This is a genomic window from Pseudomonas sp. PDM20 (genome assembly GCF_014852575.3).
GTDB lineage: Bacteria > Pseudomonadota > Gammaproteobacteria > Pseudomonadales > Pseudomonadaceae > Pseudomonas.
Map to the genome: position 1 here is coordinate 562,792 of NZ_CM181224.1, position 16,152 is coordinate 578,943.

The 16,152-nt window shown below is 64.8% G+C and carries 12 protein-coding genes; 3 read left to right on the forward strand and 9 right to left on the reverse strand.

The window, feature by feature from the left end; all coding sequences use genetic code 11:
* Positions 1 to 12: 12 nt before the first annotated feature.
* The 4 genes from IB261_RS02705 to rpsU form a co-directional block, all read right to left on the reverse strand.
* Positions 13 to 3,747 (reverse strand): bifunctional diguanylate cyclase/phosphodiesterase, encoded by a 3,735-nt coding sequence (locus IB261_RS02705; protein ID WP_192383293.1) that lies wholly within the window; start codon positions 3,745 to 3,747, stop codon positions 13 to 15.
* Positions 3,748 to 3,850: 103 nt separating this feature from the next.
* Complete coding sequence (rpoD, locus tag IB261_RS02710) at positions 3,851 to 5,704, reverse strand: RNA polymerase sigma factor RpoD (RefSeq protein WP_054908018.1); 1,854 nt, start codon at positions 5,702 to 5,704, stop codon at positions 3,851 to 3,853.
* 78 nt (positions 5,705 to 5,782) lie between these two features.
* Positions 5,783 to 7,819: a DNA primase gene (gene dnaG, locus IB261_RS02715; protein ID WP_192383292.1), complete on the reverse strand. Its 2,037-nt coding sequence runs from the start codon at positions 7,817 to 7,819 to the stop codon at positions 5,783 to 5,785.
* Positions 7,820 to 8,019: 200 nt separating this feature from the next.
* Positions 8,020 to 8,235 (reverse strand): 30S ribosomal protein S21, encoded by a 216-nt coding sequence (gene rpsU, locus IB261_RS02720; protein WP_003085057.1) that lies wholly within the window; start codon positions 8,233 to 8,235, stop codon positions 8,020 to 8,022.
* A 200-nt stretch (positions 8,236 to 8,435) separates the two neighbouring features.
* Here rpsU and tsaD point away from each other — a divergent pair, with 200 nt between their 5' ends.
* Positions 8,436 to 9,461: a tRNA (adenosine(37)-N6)-threonylcarbamoyltransferase complex transferase subunit TsaD gene (gene tsaD / locus IB261_RS02725; RefSeq protein WP_151189144.1), complete on the forward strand. Its 1,026-nt coding sequence runs from the start codon at positions 8,436 to 8,438 to the stop codon at positions 9,459 to 9,461.
* Between the two features lie 94 nt (positions 9,462 to 9,555).
* On the opposite strand, the gene plsY is transcribed toward tsaD, so the two are convergent.
* Entirely contained in the window at positions 9,556 to 10,125 is a 570-nt protein-coding gene (gene plsY / locus IB261_RS02730; protein ID WP_192383291.1) for a glycerol-3-phosphate 1-O-acyltransferase PlsY, read from the reverse strand.
* 80 nt (positions 10,126 to 10,205) lie between these two features.
* Between plsY and folB the strand changes: the two genes are divergently transcribed.
* Both folB and folK read left to right on the forward strand, forming a co-directional pair.
* Positions 10,206 to 10,559, forward strand: coding sequence for a dihydroneopterin aldolase (folB, locus tag IB261_RS02735; RefSeq protein WP_015475255.1), 354 nt, complete (start codon positions 10,206 to 10,208; stop codon positions 10,557 to 10,559).
* The gene (folK, locus tag IB261_RS02740; RefSeq protein WP_192383290.1) at positions 10,550 to 11,086 is read left to right on the forward strand and encodes a 2-amino-4-hydroxy-6-hydroxymethyldihydropteridine diphosphokinase; all 537 of its coding nucleotides are present in this window, start codon (positions 10,550 to 10,552) and stop codon (positions 11,084 to 11,086) included. Before folB ends, folK begins: the two co-directional genes overlap by 10 nt.
* 143 nt (positions 11,087 to 11,229) lie before the next feature.
* Here folK and IB261_RS02745 read toward each other — a convergent pair whose 3' ends face one another.
* The 4 genes from IB261_RS02745 to IB261_RS02760 all read right to left on the reverse strand — a co-directional run bounded on the left by IB261_RS02745 (position 11,230) and on the right by IB261_RS02760 (position 16,059).
* Positions 11,230 to 12,459, reverse strand: coding sequence for a multifunctional CCA addition/repair protein (locus IB261_RS02745; protein ID WP_192383289.1), 1,230 nt, complete (start codon positions 12,457 to 12,459; stop codon positions 11,230 to 11,232).
* A 210-nt stretch (positions 12,460 to 12,669) separates the two neighbouring features.
* The gene (locus IB261_RS02750) at positions 12,670 to 13,179 is read right to left on the reverse strand and encodes a DUF4136 domain-containing protein (protein WP_192383566.1); all 510 of its coding nucleotides are present in this window, start codon (positions 13,177 to 13,179) and stop codon (positions 12,670 to 12,672) included.
* A gap of 58 nt (positions 13,180 to 13,237) precedes the next feature.
* Positions 13,238 to 14,791: a SpoVR family protein gene (locus tag IB261_RS02755; RefSeq protein ID WP_081520798.1), complete on the reverse strand. Its 1,554-nt coding sequence runs from the start codon at positions 14,789 to 14,791 to the stop codon at positions 13,238 to 13,240.
* The gene (locus IB261_RS02760; RefSeq protein WP_045212721.1) at positions 14,788 to 16,059 is read right to left on the reverse strand and encodes a YeaH/YhbH family protein; all 1,272 of its coding nucleotides are present in this window, start codon (positions 16,057 to 16,059) and stop codon (positions 14,788 to 14,790) included. The genes IB261_RS02755 and IB261_RS02760 overlap by 4 nt, the downstream gene beginning before the upstream one ends.
* Between the last annotated feature and the right edge of the window lie 93 nt (positions 16,060 to 16,152).

A 16,152-nucleotide genomic window follows, 5' to 3' on the forward strand; every position in this document is an offset into this window, starting at 1 on the left:
AAGGCGGGCGGATTATACCGGGGCGTTCTGGCTTGCGCCAACCGGATGCAGCGGGACCAGGAAGCGGTTGGCAAAGGCGTCGGCCGGTAGCGGCGCGCTCAGCGCGTAACCCTGGATCTGGTCGCAGCCTTCGGCTTCGAGGAAGCGTTCCTGGGCTTCGTGCTCCACGCCTTCGGCGATCACCGTGAGGTTCATGCTGCGCCCCAGGGCAATGATGGCGCGGGCGATGGCGGCGTCGTGGGGGTCGTCCGGCAGGCCATGGACGAAGGACTGGTCGATCTTCAGGGTGTCCAGCGGCAGCTGCTTCAGGTAGCTGAGCGAGGAGTAGCCGGTGCCGAAGTCGTCGATGGCCAGTTGCACGCCCAGGTGCTTGAGGCTGTGCAGGATCGACAGGGCCTCCTCGGTCTGGTGCATGAGGAAGCTTTCGGTGATCTCCAGTTGCAGGCGCGAGGACTGCAGGTTGTAGTGGGCGAGCAGTTCGCGGATGCGTTCGACAAGGTTGGTCTGGCGCAGCTGGGCGCCGGCGAGGTTGACCGAGAGCGGGCCGAAGGCGGCGTGGCTGTCCTGCCAGCGGCTCATCTGCCGGCAGGCTTCGCGCAGCACCCAGTCGCCCAGCGGCAGGATCAGGCCGTTTTCCTCGGCCAGAGGGATGAAGCGATCCGGAGAAATCGCGCCGAATTGCGGATGCTTCCAGCGGATCAGCGCTTCTGCTCCTACAAGCTGCCCGCTCGCGAGGGACAGTTTGGGTTGGTAGTAGAGCTGGAGCTGGTCGCTTTCCAGGGCGCGGCGCAGTTCGTGCTCCAGGGCCATGCGTTCGGTGGCCTGGAAGGTCAGTTCGCGGGTGTAGAACTCGACGCGGTTGCGGCCCTGGGCCTTGGCCCGGTACATGGCGGCATCGGCGTTCTTCACCAGGGTGGCGACGTCGCCACCGTCGCTGGGGTAGAGGCAGATACCGATGCTGGCGCTGACGAAGAACTCCTGTTCGCCGGCGATGAACGGTTTGTCGAAGCAGACCAGCAGCTTGTTCGCCACGTGCTCGGCGTCCAGCGCGTGGTGCAGGCCGGGCAGCAGGATGATGAATTCGTCGCCGCCCTGGCGGGCCACGGTGTCGACGTCGCGCAGTTGCTCGCGCAGGCGGGTGGCGATGGATTTCAGCAGCAGGTCGCCCACCGGGTGGCCGAGGCTGTCGTTGATGTGCTTGAAGCGGTCGAGGTCGAGGAACAGTACGGCGCCCTGGTGATCGTCTTCCTGGGCTTCCTTGAGCGAGGCGTTCAGGCGGCTTTCGAACAGCAGGCGGTTGGGCAGGCCGGTGAGCGGGTCATGGTGGGCCTGGTAGTCGAGCCGCGCCTGGGCGTACTTGAGCGTGGAGATGTCGGCGAACACGCCGACGTAGTGGGTCAGTTCGCCGTCGGCGTTGCGTACGGCGCTGACGGTCAGCCACTCCGGGTACAGTTCCTGGTTCTTCCGCCGGTTCCAGATCTCGCCCTGCCAGTGGCCTTCGGCGTTGAGCTGGTGCCAGAGGGCGACGTAGAAGCTGGTGTCATGCTGGCCGGAGGCAAGCAGGCGCGGCGAGTTGCCGAGGGCTTCCTGTTCGCTGTAGCCGGTGATTTCGCTGAAGGCGCGGTTGACTGCGACTATCTGCTGGTGCGCGTCGGTGATCATCACGCCTTCGGCGGTGCTTTCGAAGACGGTGGCGGCGAGGCGCAGTTTTTCCTGCATCTGCTGCTGCTCGGTGATGTCCCGGGCGATGGTCAGCATGCAGTCGTCGTTGCCGATGGTGATGCGGTGGGCGGACAGCTCGCACAGGCGCAGGCTGCCGTCGCGGGTGCGAATCTGCGCGGTGAAGTCCGGGGCGCTGGAAGCGTTGTCGAGGATGCCCAGCAGCTTGCTGCGGTCGGCCGGGTTGGCCCACAGGCGCAGGTCCAGTGTGGAGCGCTCGGCAGCTTCTTCGCGGCTGTAGCCGGTGATGCGGGTGAAGCCCTGGTTCACTTCCACCAGCCGGCCGTCGCTGATGCGCGAGATGAGCATGCCGTCGGGGGAGGCGTGGAAGGCCTTGGCGAACTTTTCCTCGGAGACGCGCAGCTGCTCCTGGGTTTCCTTGACCTGGGAGATGTTGCGCACCACCACCACCAGCGCCGGGGTGTCGTCGAGGACGATGTGCTGGGCCGAGAGCAGGGCGGTGAAGCGCGTGCCGTCGCGGCGGTTGAGCGGAATCTCGACGTTGTTCAGCGGCTCGCCCTGGAGGCGCGCGAGCATCGCCGGGCCCATGCCCGGTTCGCCCCAGATGCCCAGCTCGGTGGAGGTCTTGCCCAGCGCCTCGCTGGCGGGGATGCCGATCTGCTGTTCGAAGGTGCTGTTCACCGCGAGCAGCTGCCCGTCGACGCGGCGGGCGAGGACGATGATGTCCGGGCAGTGGTGGAACACCGAGGCGAATTTCTGTTCGGACAGGCGCAGGGCCTGCTCGGTGTGCATGGCGTCGGTGATGTCGATCATCAGGCCGCGCAGGATCATTTCGTCGTCATGGTGGATCAGCGTGACGATGTCGCGAATCCAGACGATCCGCCCGTCGGCGGCGAGCATGCGGTAGTCGAAGCTGTGGTTGCGCCCGGCCTGGCTTTCGCTGAGGCAGAAATGGATGGCGCGCTCGGCGTCTTCCGGGTGCAGGGTGCGCTGCCAGAAGCCGGGTTCCAGCCAGTCCTTGATCGGGTAGCCGAGCAGCCGCTGGGCGTGAGGCGAGACGTAGGTGAAGCGGTTTTCCGCCAGGCGCATTTCCCAGGCGATGGCGGTAAGGCTTTCCACCAGGCCGCGGTAGTGCTGTTCGCTGTCGCGCAGGGCCTGTTCGAGCTTCTCGCGGCGCTGCATCTCGCCGCGCAGGCGGCGGTTCATGGTGAACAGCACCAGCAGGGTGATGGCGGTCAGGAGGGCAATGGGGACGGCGATTTCCAGGACTTCGCGCCACACCGAGCGGCGATCCAGCAGGCCCCCGACCCAGGGCGCCTGGAGGGCATCGATCTGCTCGACGGTCAGGTCGGCCAGTACCTTGTCGATGATGCCGGCGAAGATCGCCTGGTCCTTCGGCACGCCCATTGCCAGTTGGTAGCGATAGGGCGTTTCGCCGCTGATCTGCAGGCCGTCGAGCTTGAGCTGGCGCAGGTTCCAGACGGCGGAGGCGAGATCGCCGACGAATGCATCCACCTGCCCGGTGGCCAGGGCCTGCAGGCCGGCGGCGACGCTCGGCAAGGGTTGCAGGTTCAGGTCGGGGTGCTTGGCGGTCAACAGTTCGTGAGCCGCGTAGTTGGCCACGACGCCGACCTTGAGCCCGTAGAGTTCCTTGAGGCCGCCGGGGGCCGGGCCGTCCTTGCGGGCAAGGATGATGATCGGAAAATCGAGGTAGGGGCGGGTGAAGGTCAGGTAGTCGAGGCGCCTGGGCGTAGCCATGACGCCGGGCAGCAGGTCGATGCGGTTGTCGCGCGCCTGTTGCAGGACTTCGCTCCAGCTGGCCGGTTCGACCGGCTGCAACTTCACCTTGAGTTGTTGGCTGATGAGCTGCACATAGCTGGCAGCGAGCCCCTGGTAGCGGCCCTCGGTGTCACGGAATTCAAAGGGTGGCCAGGAGGTATCGACGCCCAGGCGCAGGCTGGGATGTGCCTGCAGCCACTGCTGCTCCTCGGGCGTGAGGCTCAGCGCGAATGCCTGTCCCGCCCAGAATGCGAGGCACCACAGTAGAACTGCCTGCAGACGCGGCATGAAGGGCCTCATTCCAGGGGGGACTATGCCGAAGTGTAGACGTGGCACTTTGCCCGATGGAAGGCCCAAAGAAAAACCCCCGGTTTTGGCCGGGGGTTCTTCGTCACTCGTCGAGGAAGGAGCGCAGATGCTCGCTTCGCGACGGGTGGCGCAGCTTGCGCAGCGCCTTGGCTTCGATCTGGCGGATACGCTCACGGGTTACATCGAACTGCTTGCCGACTTCCTCGAGGGTGTGGTCGGTATTCATGTCGATGCCGAAGCGCATGCGCAGGACCTTGGCTTCGCGAGCGGTGAGGCCGGCGAGGACTTCGCGGGTGGCTTCCTTGAGGCTCTCGCTGGTCGCCACTTCGATCGGCGACTGCATGGTGGAGTCCTCGATGAAGTCGCCCAGGTGCGAGTCTTCGTCGTCACCGATCGGCGTTTCCATGGAGATCGGTTCCTTGGCGATCTTCAGGACCTTGCGGATCTTGTCTTCCGGCATGTCCATGCGTTCGCCCAGCTCTTCCGGGGTCGGTTCACGGCCCATCTCCTGCAGCATCTGGCGGGAGATACGGTTGAGCTTGTTGATCGTCTCGATCATGTGCACCGGAATACGGATGGTGCGGGCCTGGTCGGCGATCGAACGGGTGATCGCCTGGCGAATCCACCAGGTGGCATAGGTCGAGAACTTGTAGCCGCGACGGTATTCGAACTTGTCCACCGCCTTCATCAGGCCGATGTTGCCTTCCTGGATCAGGTCGAGGAACTGCAGACCGCGGTTGGTGTACTTCTTGGCGATGGAGATCACCAGACGCAGGTTCGCCTCCACCATCTCCTTCTTCGCACGACGGGCTTTCGCCTCGCCGATGGACATGGAGCGGTTGACGTCCTTGATCTCGGCAACGGTCAGCTGCGAGCTGGTTTCCAGGTCGACCAGCTTCTGCTGGTTGCGCAGGATGTCGTCACGCAGGCGCTCGATGGCCTCGGCGTACTTGGGCTTGCCCTTGAGTACGGAGTCGACCCAGGCGGTGTCGGTTTCGTGGCCGGGGAACTGGCGCAGGAAGTCGGCACGCGGCATGCGGGCATCACGCACGCACAGCTGCATGATGGCGCGTTCCTGGCGGCGGACGCTGTCCAGCGCATCGCGGACCTTGGCGACCAGCACGTCGAACTGCTTGGGCACGAGCTTGATCGGCATGAACAGTTCGGCCAGGGCGACCAGTTCTTCGGTCGCCTGCTTGCTGCCACGGCCGTGCTTCTTCAGGGCCTTCTTGGCTTTTTCCAGCTGCTCGGAAACGGCGCCGAAACGACGAGCGGCTTCTTCCGGATCCGGACCGCCGTCGCCTTCTTCTTCCTCGCTGTCGCCGTCGGACTCTTCGTCCTCTTCGTCCTTATCCTTGTCCTTGGCTTCGGCGTCGTCTTTCAGGCCGACCGGCTCGACTTCTTCGGCCGGCAGGGTGCCGTCATCCGGGTCGATATAGCCACTGAGGACGTCAGACAGGCGACCACCTTCGGCGACGATGCGGTTGTACTCTTCGAGAATGCCGTCCACCGCGCCCGGGAACTGGGCGATGGCGCTCATGACCTCGCGGATGCCTTCCTCGATGCGTTTGGCGATTTCGATCTCGCCTTCGCGGGTCAGCAGTTCCACGGTACCCATTTCACGCATGTACATGCGCACCGGGTCGGTCGTGCGGCCAACGTCGCTCTCTACCGCAGCGAGGGCGGCAGCAGCTTCTTCGGCGGCAGCTTCATCGGTATCGGTTTCCGCCAGCAGCAGGGCATCCGCATCCGGGGCTGTCTCGAATACGTTGATCCCCATGTCGTTGATCATGCGGATGATGTCTTCTACCTGTTCCGGATCAGAGATATCCTCCGGCAGGTGGTCGTTGACCTCCGCGTAAGTCAGGTAACCCTGCTCACGACCACGGGTGATCAACTCTTTGAGACGAGATTGCTGTTGCGCTTTTCCGGACATAACACCCTATCCACTGAAGGTCTTGGCGGGCTGAAATAAGCCGAGGATTATACCAGATTCGAGGCTTCAGGCGCCAGTTCAGCTCTGGCTGCCTGTTGAAGAGGGGGTGCTGTAGTGCTCCCGCAGTAACGCTTTCTCTTCGTCGGTCAGTTCACTGGGGTTCTTTCGCAGCACACTGTGCAGGCGGGCTTCGCGGCTGCTGAGCAGTTGGTTGTGTGCAAGTGTAGTAATGGTGTCGACGAACTGCTTTTCAAGATTGCCGTCATCGATCAGCCATTCTTTCCCCGCCAGCACCTGCAGCAGGCGCCCTTGGGGTGTTCCGTGCCAGCGCGCGATGAGGTGCATCGAGCTCTGTTTCGGATTCTTCTGCAACGCTTCGACCAGGGCTGCGAGCAGTTGCGAGTAGGTCTGTCCCTCGTTGGAGAAGTGGCTCGCATCCTCGACGCTCTGCGCCAGTTGAGGATGGTGCAGCAGGGTGCGCAGCGCGGTCAGTGTCGGCGATTCGACGCTGATCTCGGTACGTGGCTGGCGCGGCGTAAAGTCGCCTTTCTTGCCCTTGCCGTCCCATTTGCGATCGCCCTTCCAGGGCTTCTTGCCCTGCTTGGCGCCGCCGTTGCCGGCGGAAAATTCCTGCGGAGCCTCGAAGTAGCTCGAAGCATCCTGGTAATGACTGTCGCCATGCTCTGCGAACTGGCCGGCGAACTGGCCCATGTCGTAGTCGGCGTACTCGTGGGCGTGCTGATCCGTGCCTTGTGCCTTGGTCGGAGCGGGCGCATGGCTGGGCTTGCCCTGGCCGGTGAGGCCCGAGCGCGGGGCGCTGATCTGGCTGAGCGCCTCGGCGGACAGCCCGGTGATCTCGCCCAGACGCTGGCGCATCAGCAGGCGCAGGGTGTTGCCGGGAATCTTTTCCAGCAATGGCCCGGCCAGGGTCGCCAGGTGCGCCTTGCCTTCCAGCGTGCTGGGGTCGGCTTCCTGGGTCAGTTGCTGGAAGAAGTAGTCCGCCAGCGGCTGGGCCTGGTGGGCCAGGCGTGCGCGGAACGCGTCCGGGCCTTCGGCGCGTACCAGGCTGTCCGGGTCCTCGCCCTCGGGCAGGAACAGGAAGCGCACCTTGCGCCCGTCCTGCAGGTTGCTCAGCGCCGACTCCAGTGCGCGCCAGGCAGCATTGCGGCCGGCCTGGTCGCCGTCGAAGCAGAAGAGGATGTTCGGCACGATGCGGAACAGCCGCTTGATGTGTTCTTCGCTGGTGGCCGTGCCCAGCGTGGCGACCGCATTGCGGATGCCTTGCTGGGCCAGCGCGATGACGTCCATGTAGCCTTCGACCACCATGATCTCGTCGAGATCCCGGTTGTTCTTCCGTGCCTCGTACAGGCCGTAGAGCTCCTGCCCTTTATGGAAGACCGGAGTTTCCGGCGAGTTCAGGTACTTCGGCTTGTCGTCGCCCAGTACCCGGCCGCCGAAGGCGATCACCCGGCCGCGGCTGTCGCGGATGGGGAAGATCACCCGGTCGCGGAAGCGGTCGTAGCGCTTGCCGCTGTCGGGGTTCTCCACCAAAAGGCCTGCGTCGAGCATGGCCTTGAGCTGCAGGTTGTCGCCGCCCAGGTTCTTCAGCAGGTTGTCCCAGCCCGGCGGGGCGAAGCCCAGGCCGAAGTCGCGGGCGATCTCGCCGGTGAGGCCGCGGCCCTTGAGGTACTCCACCGCGGCCTTGCGCGCCGGGTGGCCTTTCAGCGCCTGGCGGTAGAACTCGGCGGACGCAGCCAGCAGTGGGTAGAGCGGCGAGTCGACCGGCTGTCTGGGCTTGTTGCCGCGCCGGCCTTCCTCGCGGGGAATGTCCATGCCGGCGCGCTTGGCCAGGTCCTCGACCGCCTGGACGAAGTCCAGCTGGTCGTGGTCCATGATGAAGCCGAGCGCGTTGCCGCCGGCGCCACAGCCGAAGCAGTAATAGAACTGCTTGTCCGGGCTGACGGTGAAGGAGGGTGTCTTCTCCTTGTGGAACGGGCAGCACGCGCTGTAGTTCTTGCCGGTCTTCTTCAGCTGGATGCGCGAACTCACCACATCGAGAATGTCGGTGCGGTTGAGCAGGTCATCGATGAAGGATTGTGGAATCAGGCCGGCCATAGACTCATCGGGACGCAGGGTGGACCCAAGCATAGCGCGGGGCGTTGAGGCCGCTAGCGAGGCTTGAGGCTAAGCATGGGGCTGGAAAAGCAAAAACTCCGAAGTCCGCGAATGCGAATCGGAGTGGGGTGCCTGGTTTCAGGCACTCGCCCGGCGAGTGGGCCGGGCGATGCAGAAAGCGTGCGACGAGGCGCTGTAACTCAGTACAGGCGCTCGCGGCGGCGCTGTTCGCGCTGCACTTTCTTGGCGTGACGCTTAACAGCGGCAGCGGCCTTGCGCTTACGCTCGGCGGTCGGCTTTTCGTAGAACTCACGGCTACGGACTTCGGCCAGTACGCCTGCTTTTTCGCAGGAGCGCTTGAAACGACGCAGAGCTACGTCGAAGGGTTCGTTCTCTTTAACTTTGACGGCGGGCATCCAGGTCGTACCTTCAATGATTACCGGAGGATTTATCGCGCTCCTGACGGTTGTTCGGAGTCGGCGGTTTTCAAGGGTTGCGGATATTAAACGTTCGGAAGGAGGAATGCAAAGCCTCCGATCGAAAAGCACTGGTCCGAAGCCCAGCCGGCGATTATGATGCGCGGCTTCAATTTTGCCCAGAGTAAAGGCTCAAACCCATGCTAGTGCTGGGGTTGGAAACCTCCTGCGACGAGACCGGCGTCGCCCTGTACGACAGCGAAAAAGGCCTGCTGGCCGACGCGCTGTTCAGCCAGATCGACCTGCACCGCGTATACGGCGGCGTGGTTCCCGAGCTGGCCTCCCGTGATCACGTCAAGCGCATGCTGCCGCTGATTCGCCAGGTGCTGGCCGACTCCGGCCGCACCGCCGAAGACATCGACGCCATCGCCTACACCGCTGGCCCCGGCCTGGTGGGCGCACTGCTGGTCGGTGCTTCCTGCGCCCAGGCCATGGCGTTCGCCTGGGGCATACCGGCTGTCGGCGTGCACCATATGGAAGGCCACCTGCTGGCGCCGATGCTCGAAGAGCAGCCGCCGCAGTTCCCGTTCGTCGCCTTGCTGGTGTCCGGCGGCCACACCCAACTGGTGCGGGTGGATGGCATCGGCCAGTACCAGGTGCTCGGCGAGTCGGTGGACGACGCGGCCGGCGAAGCCTTCGACAAGACTGCCAAACTGCTTGGCCTGGCCTATCCCGGTGGTCCGGAGATCGCACGTCTGGCCGAGAGCGGCACCGCTGGTCGCTTCGTCTTCCCGCGCCCGATGACCGACCGTCCGGGCCTGGATTTCAGCTTCAGCGGCCTCAAGACTTTCGCCCTGAACACCTGGCAGCGCTGCGTGGCCGAAGGTGACGACAGCGAGCAGACCCGCTGCGACATCGCCCTGGCGTTCCAGACGGCGGTGGTCGAGACCCTGACCATCAAGTGCAAGCGCGCGCTCAAGCAGACTCACCTGAAGAGCCTGGTGATCGCCGGTGGCGTCAGCGCCAACCAGGCCTTGCGCCAGCATCTGGAAAAGATGCTCGGCGAGATGAAGGGCCAGGTGTTCTACGCCCGCCCGCGCTTCTGTACCGATAACGGCGCGATGATCGCCTATGCTGGCTGCCAGCGGCTGGTGGCCGGGCAGCAGGACGGCCCGTCGATCGGCGTCCAGGCGCGTTGGCCAATGGAGTCGCTGCCAGCGATCTGAATAATGAAGCTGCAAACGACGCGGCCCATGCTCTGAGCGGCATGGGCCGTTTTTTCGCTTGCAGCGCGGTACGCGGGCCGGGAAGCTCGCGGCTCTAGAAGTGGCGCTCGCGTCCGGCGATCAGGTCGCGCAGGTTGCTGCGGTGACGCCAGACGATCAGACCGGTGAGCACGGTCACCGGCAGCAGCGCCGAAGGCTCCTGCCAGGCCAGCAGCGGCAGGGTCAGCGGCGTGGCTACCAGGGAAGCGAGCGAACTGGTGCGCGACAGCTTGAAGGTCACCAGCCAGGCCACTGCCGCGAGCAGGGCGGCCGGTGGGTAAAGCGCCAGCAGCATGCCGGCGGCGGTGGCGACGCCCTTGCCGCCACGGAAGTTGAAGTACAGCGGGTAGAGGTGACCGATCACTGCTGCCAGCCCGACCCAGGCCTGCTCCATGTCGGACAGGCCGATCATCCGGGCGATGAGTACCGGCAGCAGCCCCTTGGCGAGATCGCCGAGCAGGGTCAGGATGGCGATCTTCTTCCCGGCCAGGCGCAGCATGTTGGTGGCGCCGGGATTTCCCGAGCCGCTGGCGCGCGGGTCGGCGGTGCCGAACAGGCGACTGAGGAGTACCGCGAAGGACAGTGATCCGAGCAGGTAGGCGAGGATCGCCAAGAACCAGAACATGGTTTCCACCGGAGACGAGGTCGTTTCCGATTCTAACGGGGCGCCGGCCGCTTGTCGTGTCGCCTTGGAGCATGCAGTCAGTGGACAGAGTTTTCATCGAGGGGCTGGAAGTGGACACCGTGATCGGCGTCTACGACTGGGAAAGGGGTATCCGGCAGTGCCTGCGCCTGGACCTGACGCTGGGTTGGGACAACCGCCCGGCGGCGGCCGACGACGATATTGCCAAGGCCCTGGACTACGCCGTGCTCTCCGAGCGGGTCATGGCTTTCGCCCGTGACGCGCATTTCCAGCTGGTGGAAACCTTCGCCGAGCGCCTGGCCGAGCTGCTGATGGCTGAATTCGGCATTCAGTGGCTGCGCCTGAAAGTCACCAAGCCCGGCGCCGTCGCGGCTGCCATCGGCGTGGGTGTGGAGATCGAACGCGGATGCCGCTGACGACGGTCTACCTCGGGTTGGGCAGCAACTTCGACCGTGAGCGCCATCTGCTCGCCGGATTGGAGGCGCTGGACGGCTTCCTCGAGGACATCCACTGCTCGCCGGTGTTCGAGAGCGAGCCGGTGGGCATCCGCAGCGGCCCCTTCTACAACTTCGTGATCGTCGCACGTACCGATCTGCCATTGGCGGAGCTGAGCCTGCGGCTCAAGCACATCGAGGCGGACAACGGTCGCTATGCGCCGGAGCGCAAGGGTCTGCCGCTGGATATCGACGTGCTGCTGTATGGCGACCTGCACGGGGAGTTCGACGGCCTGACGCTGCCGCGCGCGGAGGTGCTGAAGAATGCCTTCGTCCTCTGGCCGCTGGCGTTGCTGGCCCCCGAGGTGAAGCATCCGGGAGCGCAGCGTTCGTTTGCCGAACTGTGGGCGGACGCGCAGATCGCGCAGAAGCTCTGGCCGGTGTCCTTCCAGTGGCGCGGTGTGGAGCTGACGCCGGCGGCGCTGATCGAGGCGCATCCGGCGGCCTGATTTGTGTTCGGTTCTCTCCGGGCCTCGGGAAGCGCTGCGGCCTGATCGCCACCTGTAGGAGCGCCCGATGGGCGCGATCGCGGGCATGGCCCGCTCCTACAGTGAGAGCCTGTCGTTAGAGGTGCGATCCCTCCGCAGAGTTGTCAGGCGGTGCGGCTTTCCTTGTAGGTCTTCAGTGCTGTCAGCCGCTCACGCTTGAGCGCTTCGCCCAGCTCGGCACCCTTGTATCCCTTTTCCAGCAATGGCTGCACCGCGACCGAGCGGGCAGCCTGTGCTGCACCGCGCAGGTACTCGGCTTGCGGGTATTCGCGGTCCTCCAGTCCATGGCGGCCGCGGGCGTCCATCTCGCTGGCGGCGAGAAACTCTTCGAAGCGCTGCGGCCGGCGGTAGACGTCGAAGGATTGCAGCAGCTCGAGGATGGTGTTCGGCCGCAGCTCCAGCGCGCGGTGGCAGTGGGTGTGGTACTCGCCGACCAGTCGCGCCAGTTCCTGGCATTCCCGCGGGACCTTGAAGCGTGCGTTGATCGCGTCGATCAGCGGCAGGCCCAGATGTTCGTGGGCGTGGTGTTTGGGCCATTCTTCCTCGCGCGTCTCGCCCTTGCCTACGTCATGCACCAGGCAGGCCCAGCGCACGCTCAGCGGCTGATCGTACCTGGCACACTCGCGCAGCACGGCCAGTACATGCTCGCCGGTATCCACCTCGGGATGGTGCTGCGGCGGTTGCGGTACGCCGAACAGCGTGTCGACTTCCGGCATCAGCACGGCCAGGGCGCCACAGTCGCGCAGGACCTGGATGAACACGTCTGGGCGCGATTCCATCAGGGCGCGGGAGATTTCCTTCCAGCTGCGTTCGGCGGTCAGCGCTTCCAGTTCGCCGGATTCCGACAGCTCGCGCATCAGCGCCAGGGTTTCCGGCGCCACGCTGAAGCCCATCGGCGCATAGCGGGCGGCGAAGCGCGCGACACGCAGCACGCGCAACGGGTCTTCGGCGAAGGCCGGGGAGACGTGGCGCAGCAGGCGGGCTTCGAGGTCTTTCTGGCCGTGGTAGGGGTCGACGATCTGGCCGTCATTGTCCTCGGCCATGGCGTTGATGGTCAGGTCGCGGCGGATCAGGTCTTCTTCCAGGGTTACGTCGGGGCTGGCGTAGAAGGTGAAGCCGCCATAGCCGCGCCCGCTTTTGCGCTCGGTGCGGGCGAGGGCGTATTCCTCGCCGGTCTTGGGGTGGAGGAAGACCGGGAAGTCGGCGCCCACCGGGCGGTAGCCCTGGGTGAGCATCTCGTCGGCGCTGGCGCCGACCACCACCCAGTCGGTGTCGCTGAAGGGGATGCCGAGCAGGCGGTCGCGCACGGCGCCGCCCACCTTGTAGATCTGCATGAAGCTGTCTCCTGTTCTGGGGGATAGCTTCGGGGTTTGCGGCGGGTGGGGCAAGCTCGGCAGGGAAGGGGCGCCTGCGGCGCCGATCGCGGGCATGGCCCGCTCCTGCAAGTGCAGCCGGGATTTGCGCAGGAGTGGACTTCGTCCGCGATGCTTTCCGGCGCGATGCGGGCCAATCGCGGACGGAGTCCGCTCCTACGACATCTGGAATTACGGCGCGGCGACGGGGACCTGCTGGAGCAACGCGCCGATGGCGTCCTGCAGCAGGGCGGCGCTGGAGTGCGCGGGGCTCAGGCCGGTGCTGACGGTGCCTTCCCACAGCGTCTGCTCCTGCGCATCGGTCAGGCGCAGGCGCAGGGTGGCCGTCTCATCGCGCAGGCGGTGGATGGCGAGATAGGGGCCGAGCGGATCGGGCGGCGGTACGTCAACCTTGAATTCCAGCGGCGCGTCCTGCAGCGCCAGCCAGTAGTAGACGCGCAGCTGCGGAGTGGCGCTTTCGCGGTAGCCGCGCTCGATCAGGCCCTGGCGCACCTGGGCGTTGATCAGGGGGTAACGGCTGCGGTAGGGCAGGGCGTCGACGGCGTTTTCCGGGGGCATCAGCTGGAAGTCGCGCAGCCCGGCCAGGCGCGCATCGGCGGGATGCGCGACCTGGGCGTGCGGGACGGGGTTGCTGCAGGTCGCGACAGCAAGGCAAAGCAGGAGAATGGCGAACAGACGCATGGCGGTCTCCAGCGGGGTTGCCGCCATGCTTGTCACGCCTGCTGCCACGGTCAACCGATCAAATGGGTGGGATGATCAGGTCGAGACGCGGGTAGCCCTCCTCGCTGTCGCGTTCACCCTTTGGGGGCATGTGGAAGGTGTTGACGATGTTCTCGCCCTGCAGGGTCTCCAGGTGGATGTCGAAGCCCCACAGGCGGTGCAGGTGCTTGAGCACGTCGTCGGTGGATTCGCCCAGCGGTTTGCGGTCGTGCTGCTGGTGGCGCAGGGTCAGCGAGCGGTCGCCACGACGGTCGACGTCCCAGATCTGGATGTTCGGCTCGCGGTTGCCGAGGTTGTACTGCGCAGCCAGGGTTTCGCGGATCTTGCGGTAGCCGTCGTCGTCGTGGATGGCGTCGACCAGCATGTCGTCCTTCTGGTCGTCGTCGAGGATGCTGAACAGCTTGAACTCGCGGATCACCTTGGGCGAGAGGAACTGCAGGACGAAGCTCTCGTCCTTGAAGCTCTTCATGGCGAACTTGATGGTGGCCAGCCAGTCGCTGCCGGCGATGTCCGGGAACCAGCGCTTGTCTTCCTCGGTGGGGTTCTCGCAGATGCGGCGGATGTCGCGGTACATGGCGAAGCCCAGCGCGTAGGGGTTGATGCCGCTGTAGTAGGGGCTGTCGAAGCCGGGCTGGTAGACGACGCTGGTGTGGTACTGGAGGAATTCCATCATGAAGCCGTCGCTGACCAGGCCTTCGTCGTAGAGGTCGTTGATCAGGGTGTAGTGCCAGAAGGTCGCCCAGCCTTCGTTCATGACCTGGGTCTGGCGCTGCGGGTAGAAGTACTGCGCCACCTTGCGCACGATGCGCACCACTTCGCGCTGCCAGGGCTCGAGCAGCGGGGCGTTCTTTTCGATGAAGTAGAGGATGTTTTCCTGCGGCTCGCTGGGGTAGCGGGCCAGGCCCTGTTCCTTGTCCTTGCCGCCGGCCTTGGGAATGGTCCGCCAGAGGTCGTTGACCTGGCGCTGGATCTGTTCCTCGCGTTCCTTCTGGCGCTGCTTCTCTTCTTCGGCGGAGATCGGGTAGGGCCGCTTGTAGCGGTCCACGCCGTAGTTCATCAGGGCGTGGCAGGAGTCCAGCAGGTCTTCCACGGCGTCGATGCCGTAGCGTTCCTCGCACTTGTTGATGTAGGACTTGGCGAACACCAGGTAGTCGATGATCGAGGTGGCGTCGGTCCAGGTGCGGAACAGGTAGTTGCCCTTGAAGAAGCTGTTGTGCCCGTAGCAGGCATGGGCGATCACCAGTGCCTGCATGCACTGGGTGTTCTCTTCCATCAGGTAGGCGATGCACGGGTCGGAGTTGATCACGATCTCGTAGGCCAGGCCCATCTGACCGCGCTTGTAGTTCTTTTCCGTGCTGAGGAAGTGCTTGCCGTAGGACCAGTGGTTGTAACCGATGGGCATGCCGACGGAGGCATAGGCATCCATCATCTGCTCGGCGGTGATCACTTCGATCTGGTTGGGGTAGGTGTCCAGCGCGTAGCGCTCGGCGAGGCGACTGATTTCGCGGTCGTACTGCTGGATCAGCTCGAAGGTCCACTCCGAGCCGGTGGCGATCGGCTGGCGCTTGCTCATGCGACTAGCCTCCTCTGGAACAGCTCGCGGAACACCGGGTAGATGTCCGAGGCGGAGACGATCTGCTGCTGGGCGAAGCTGTCTTCGAAGGTATCGCGGATCTTCTCGTACTCGAACCACAGCGCCTGGTGCTCGCGCGGGGTGATCTCGACGTAGGTGTAGTACTGGACGAAGGGCATGATCTGCTTCATCAGGATGTCGCGGCAGACCGGCGAGTCGTCGTTCCAGTTGTCGCCGTCCGAGGCCTGGGCGGCGTAGATGTTCCACTCGTTGGTGGGATAACGCTCGGCCATCACCTCCTGCATGAGTTTCAGGGCGCTGGAGACGATGGTCCCGCCGGTCTCGCGGGAATAGAAGAACTCCTCCTCGTCCACCTCGCGGGCGCTGGTGTGGTGGCGGATGAACACCACTTCGATCTTCTCGTAGTTCCGCTTGAGGAACAGGTAGAGAAGGATGAAGAAGCGCTTGGCGATGTCCTTGGTGGCCTGGGTCATGGAGCCGGAGACGTCCATCAGGCAGAACATCACGGCCTTGGAGGTCGGGTTGGGCTGCTTCACCAGCAGGTTGTACTTGAGGTCGAAGGTATCGAGGAACGGCACCTTGTCGATGCGCGCGCGCATGCCGGCGATCTTCTGCTCCAGCTCCTGAATATCGCCGAGGTTGTCCGGTTCCTCGCGCTTCAGGCGATCCAGCTCCGCTATCGCTGCGCGCAGCTTGCCGCGGGTGGAGCCGGAGAGGGCGATGCGCCGTGCGTGGGCCGAGCGCAGGGTGCGCACGATGTTGATGCGCGAGGGGTTGCCCTCGTTGCTGATGCCGGCGCGCACGGTCTTGAAGGTGTCGCTGCCGGTGAGGTGGCGCTTGACCAGGTTGGGCAGCTCCAGATCCTCGAACATGAAATCGAGGAATTCTTCCTGGGTGATCTGGAAGACGAAGTCGTCCATACCGTCACCCTGGTTGCTGGCCTTGCCGGCGCCACGGCCACCGCCGCCGCCCTGGGGGCGCGGGATGTGTTCGCCGGTGGTGAATTCCTTGTTGCCGGGGTGGATCACCGTCTGGCGACCGCCACGGCCATGATGCAGGACCGGCTCGTCGATATCGCGGCCAGGAATACTGATCTGCTCGCCGTGTTCCATGTCGGTGATGGAGCGGCGGCTGACGGCCTCTTCGACGGCCTTCTTGATGTGCTCACGGTAACGCCGCAGGAAGCGCTGGCGATTCACCGTGCTCTTGTTCTTGCCGTTCAGACGCCGGTCGATGACGTAGCTCATGAATGCTCCTCAGGGCCTGCTGCGCAGCGGCGTGGAGCCGCCACGGACAGGTCCGAATGCGACGGCGACCGGCGCGGCGGGAATGCCGCCGCG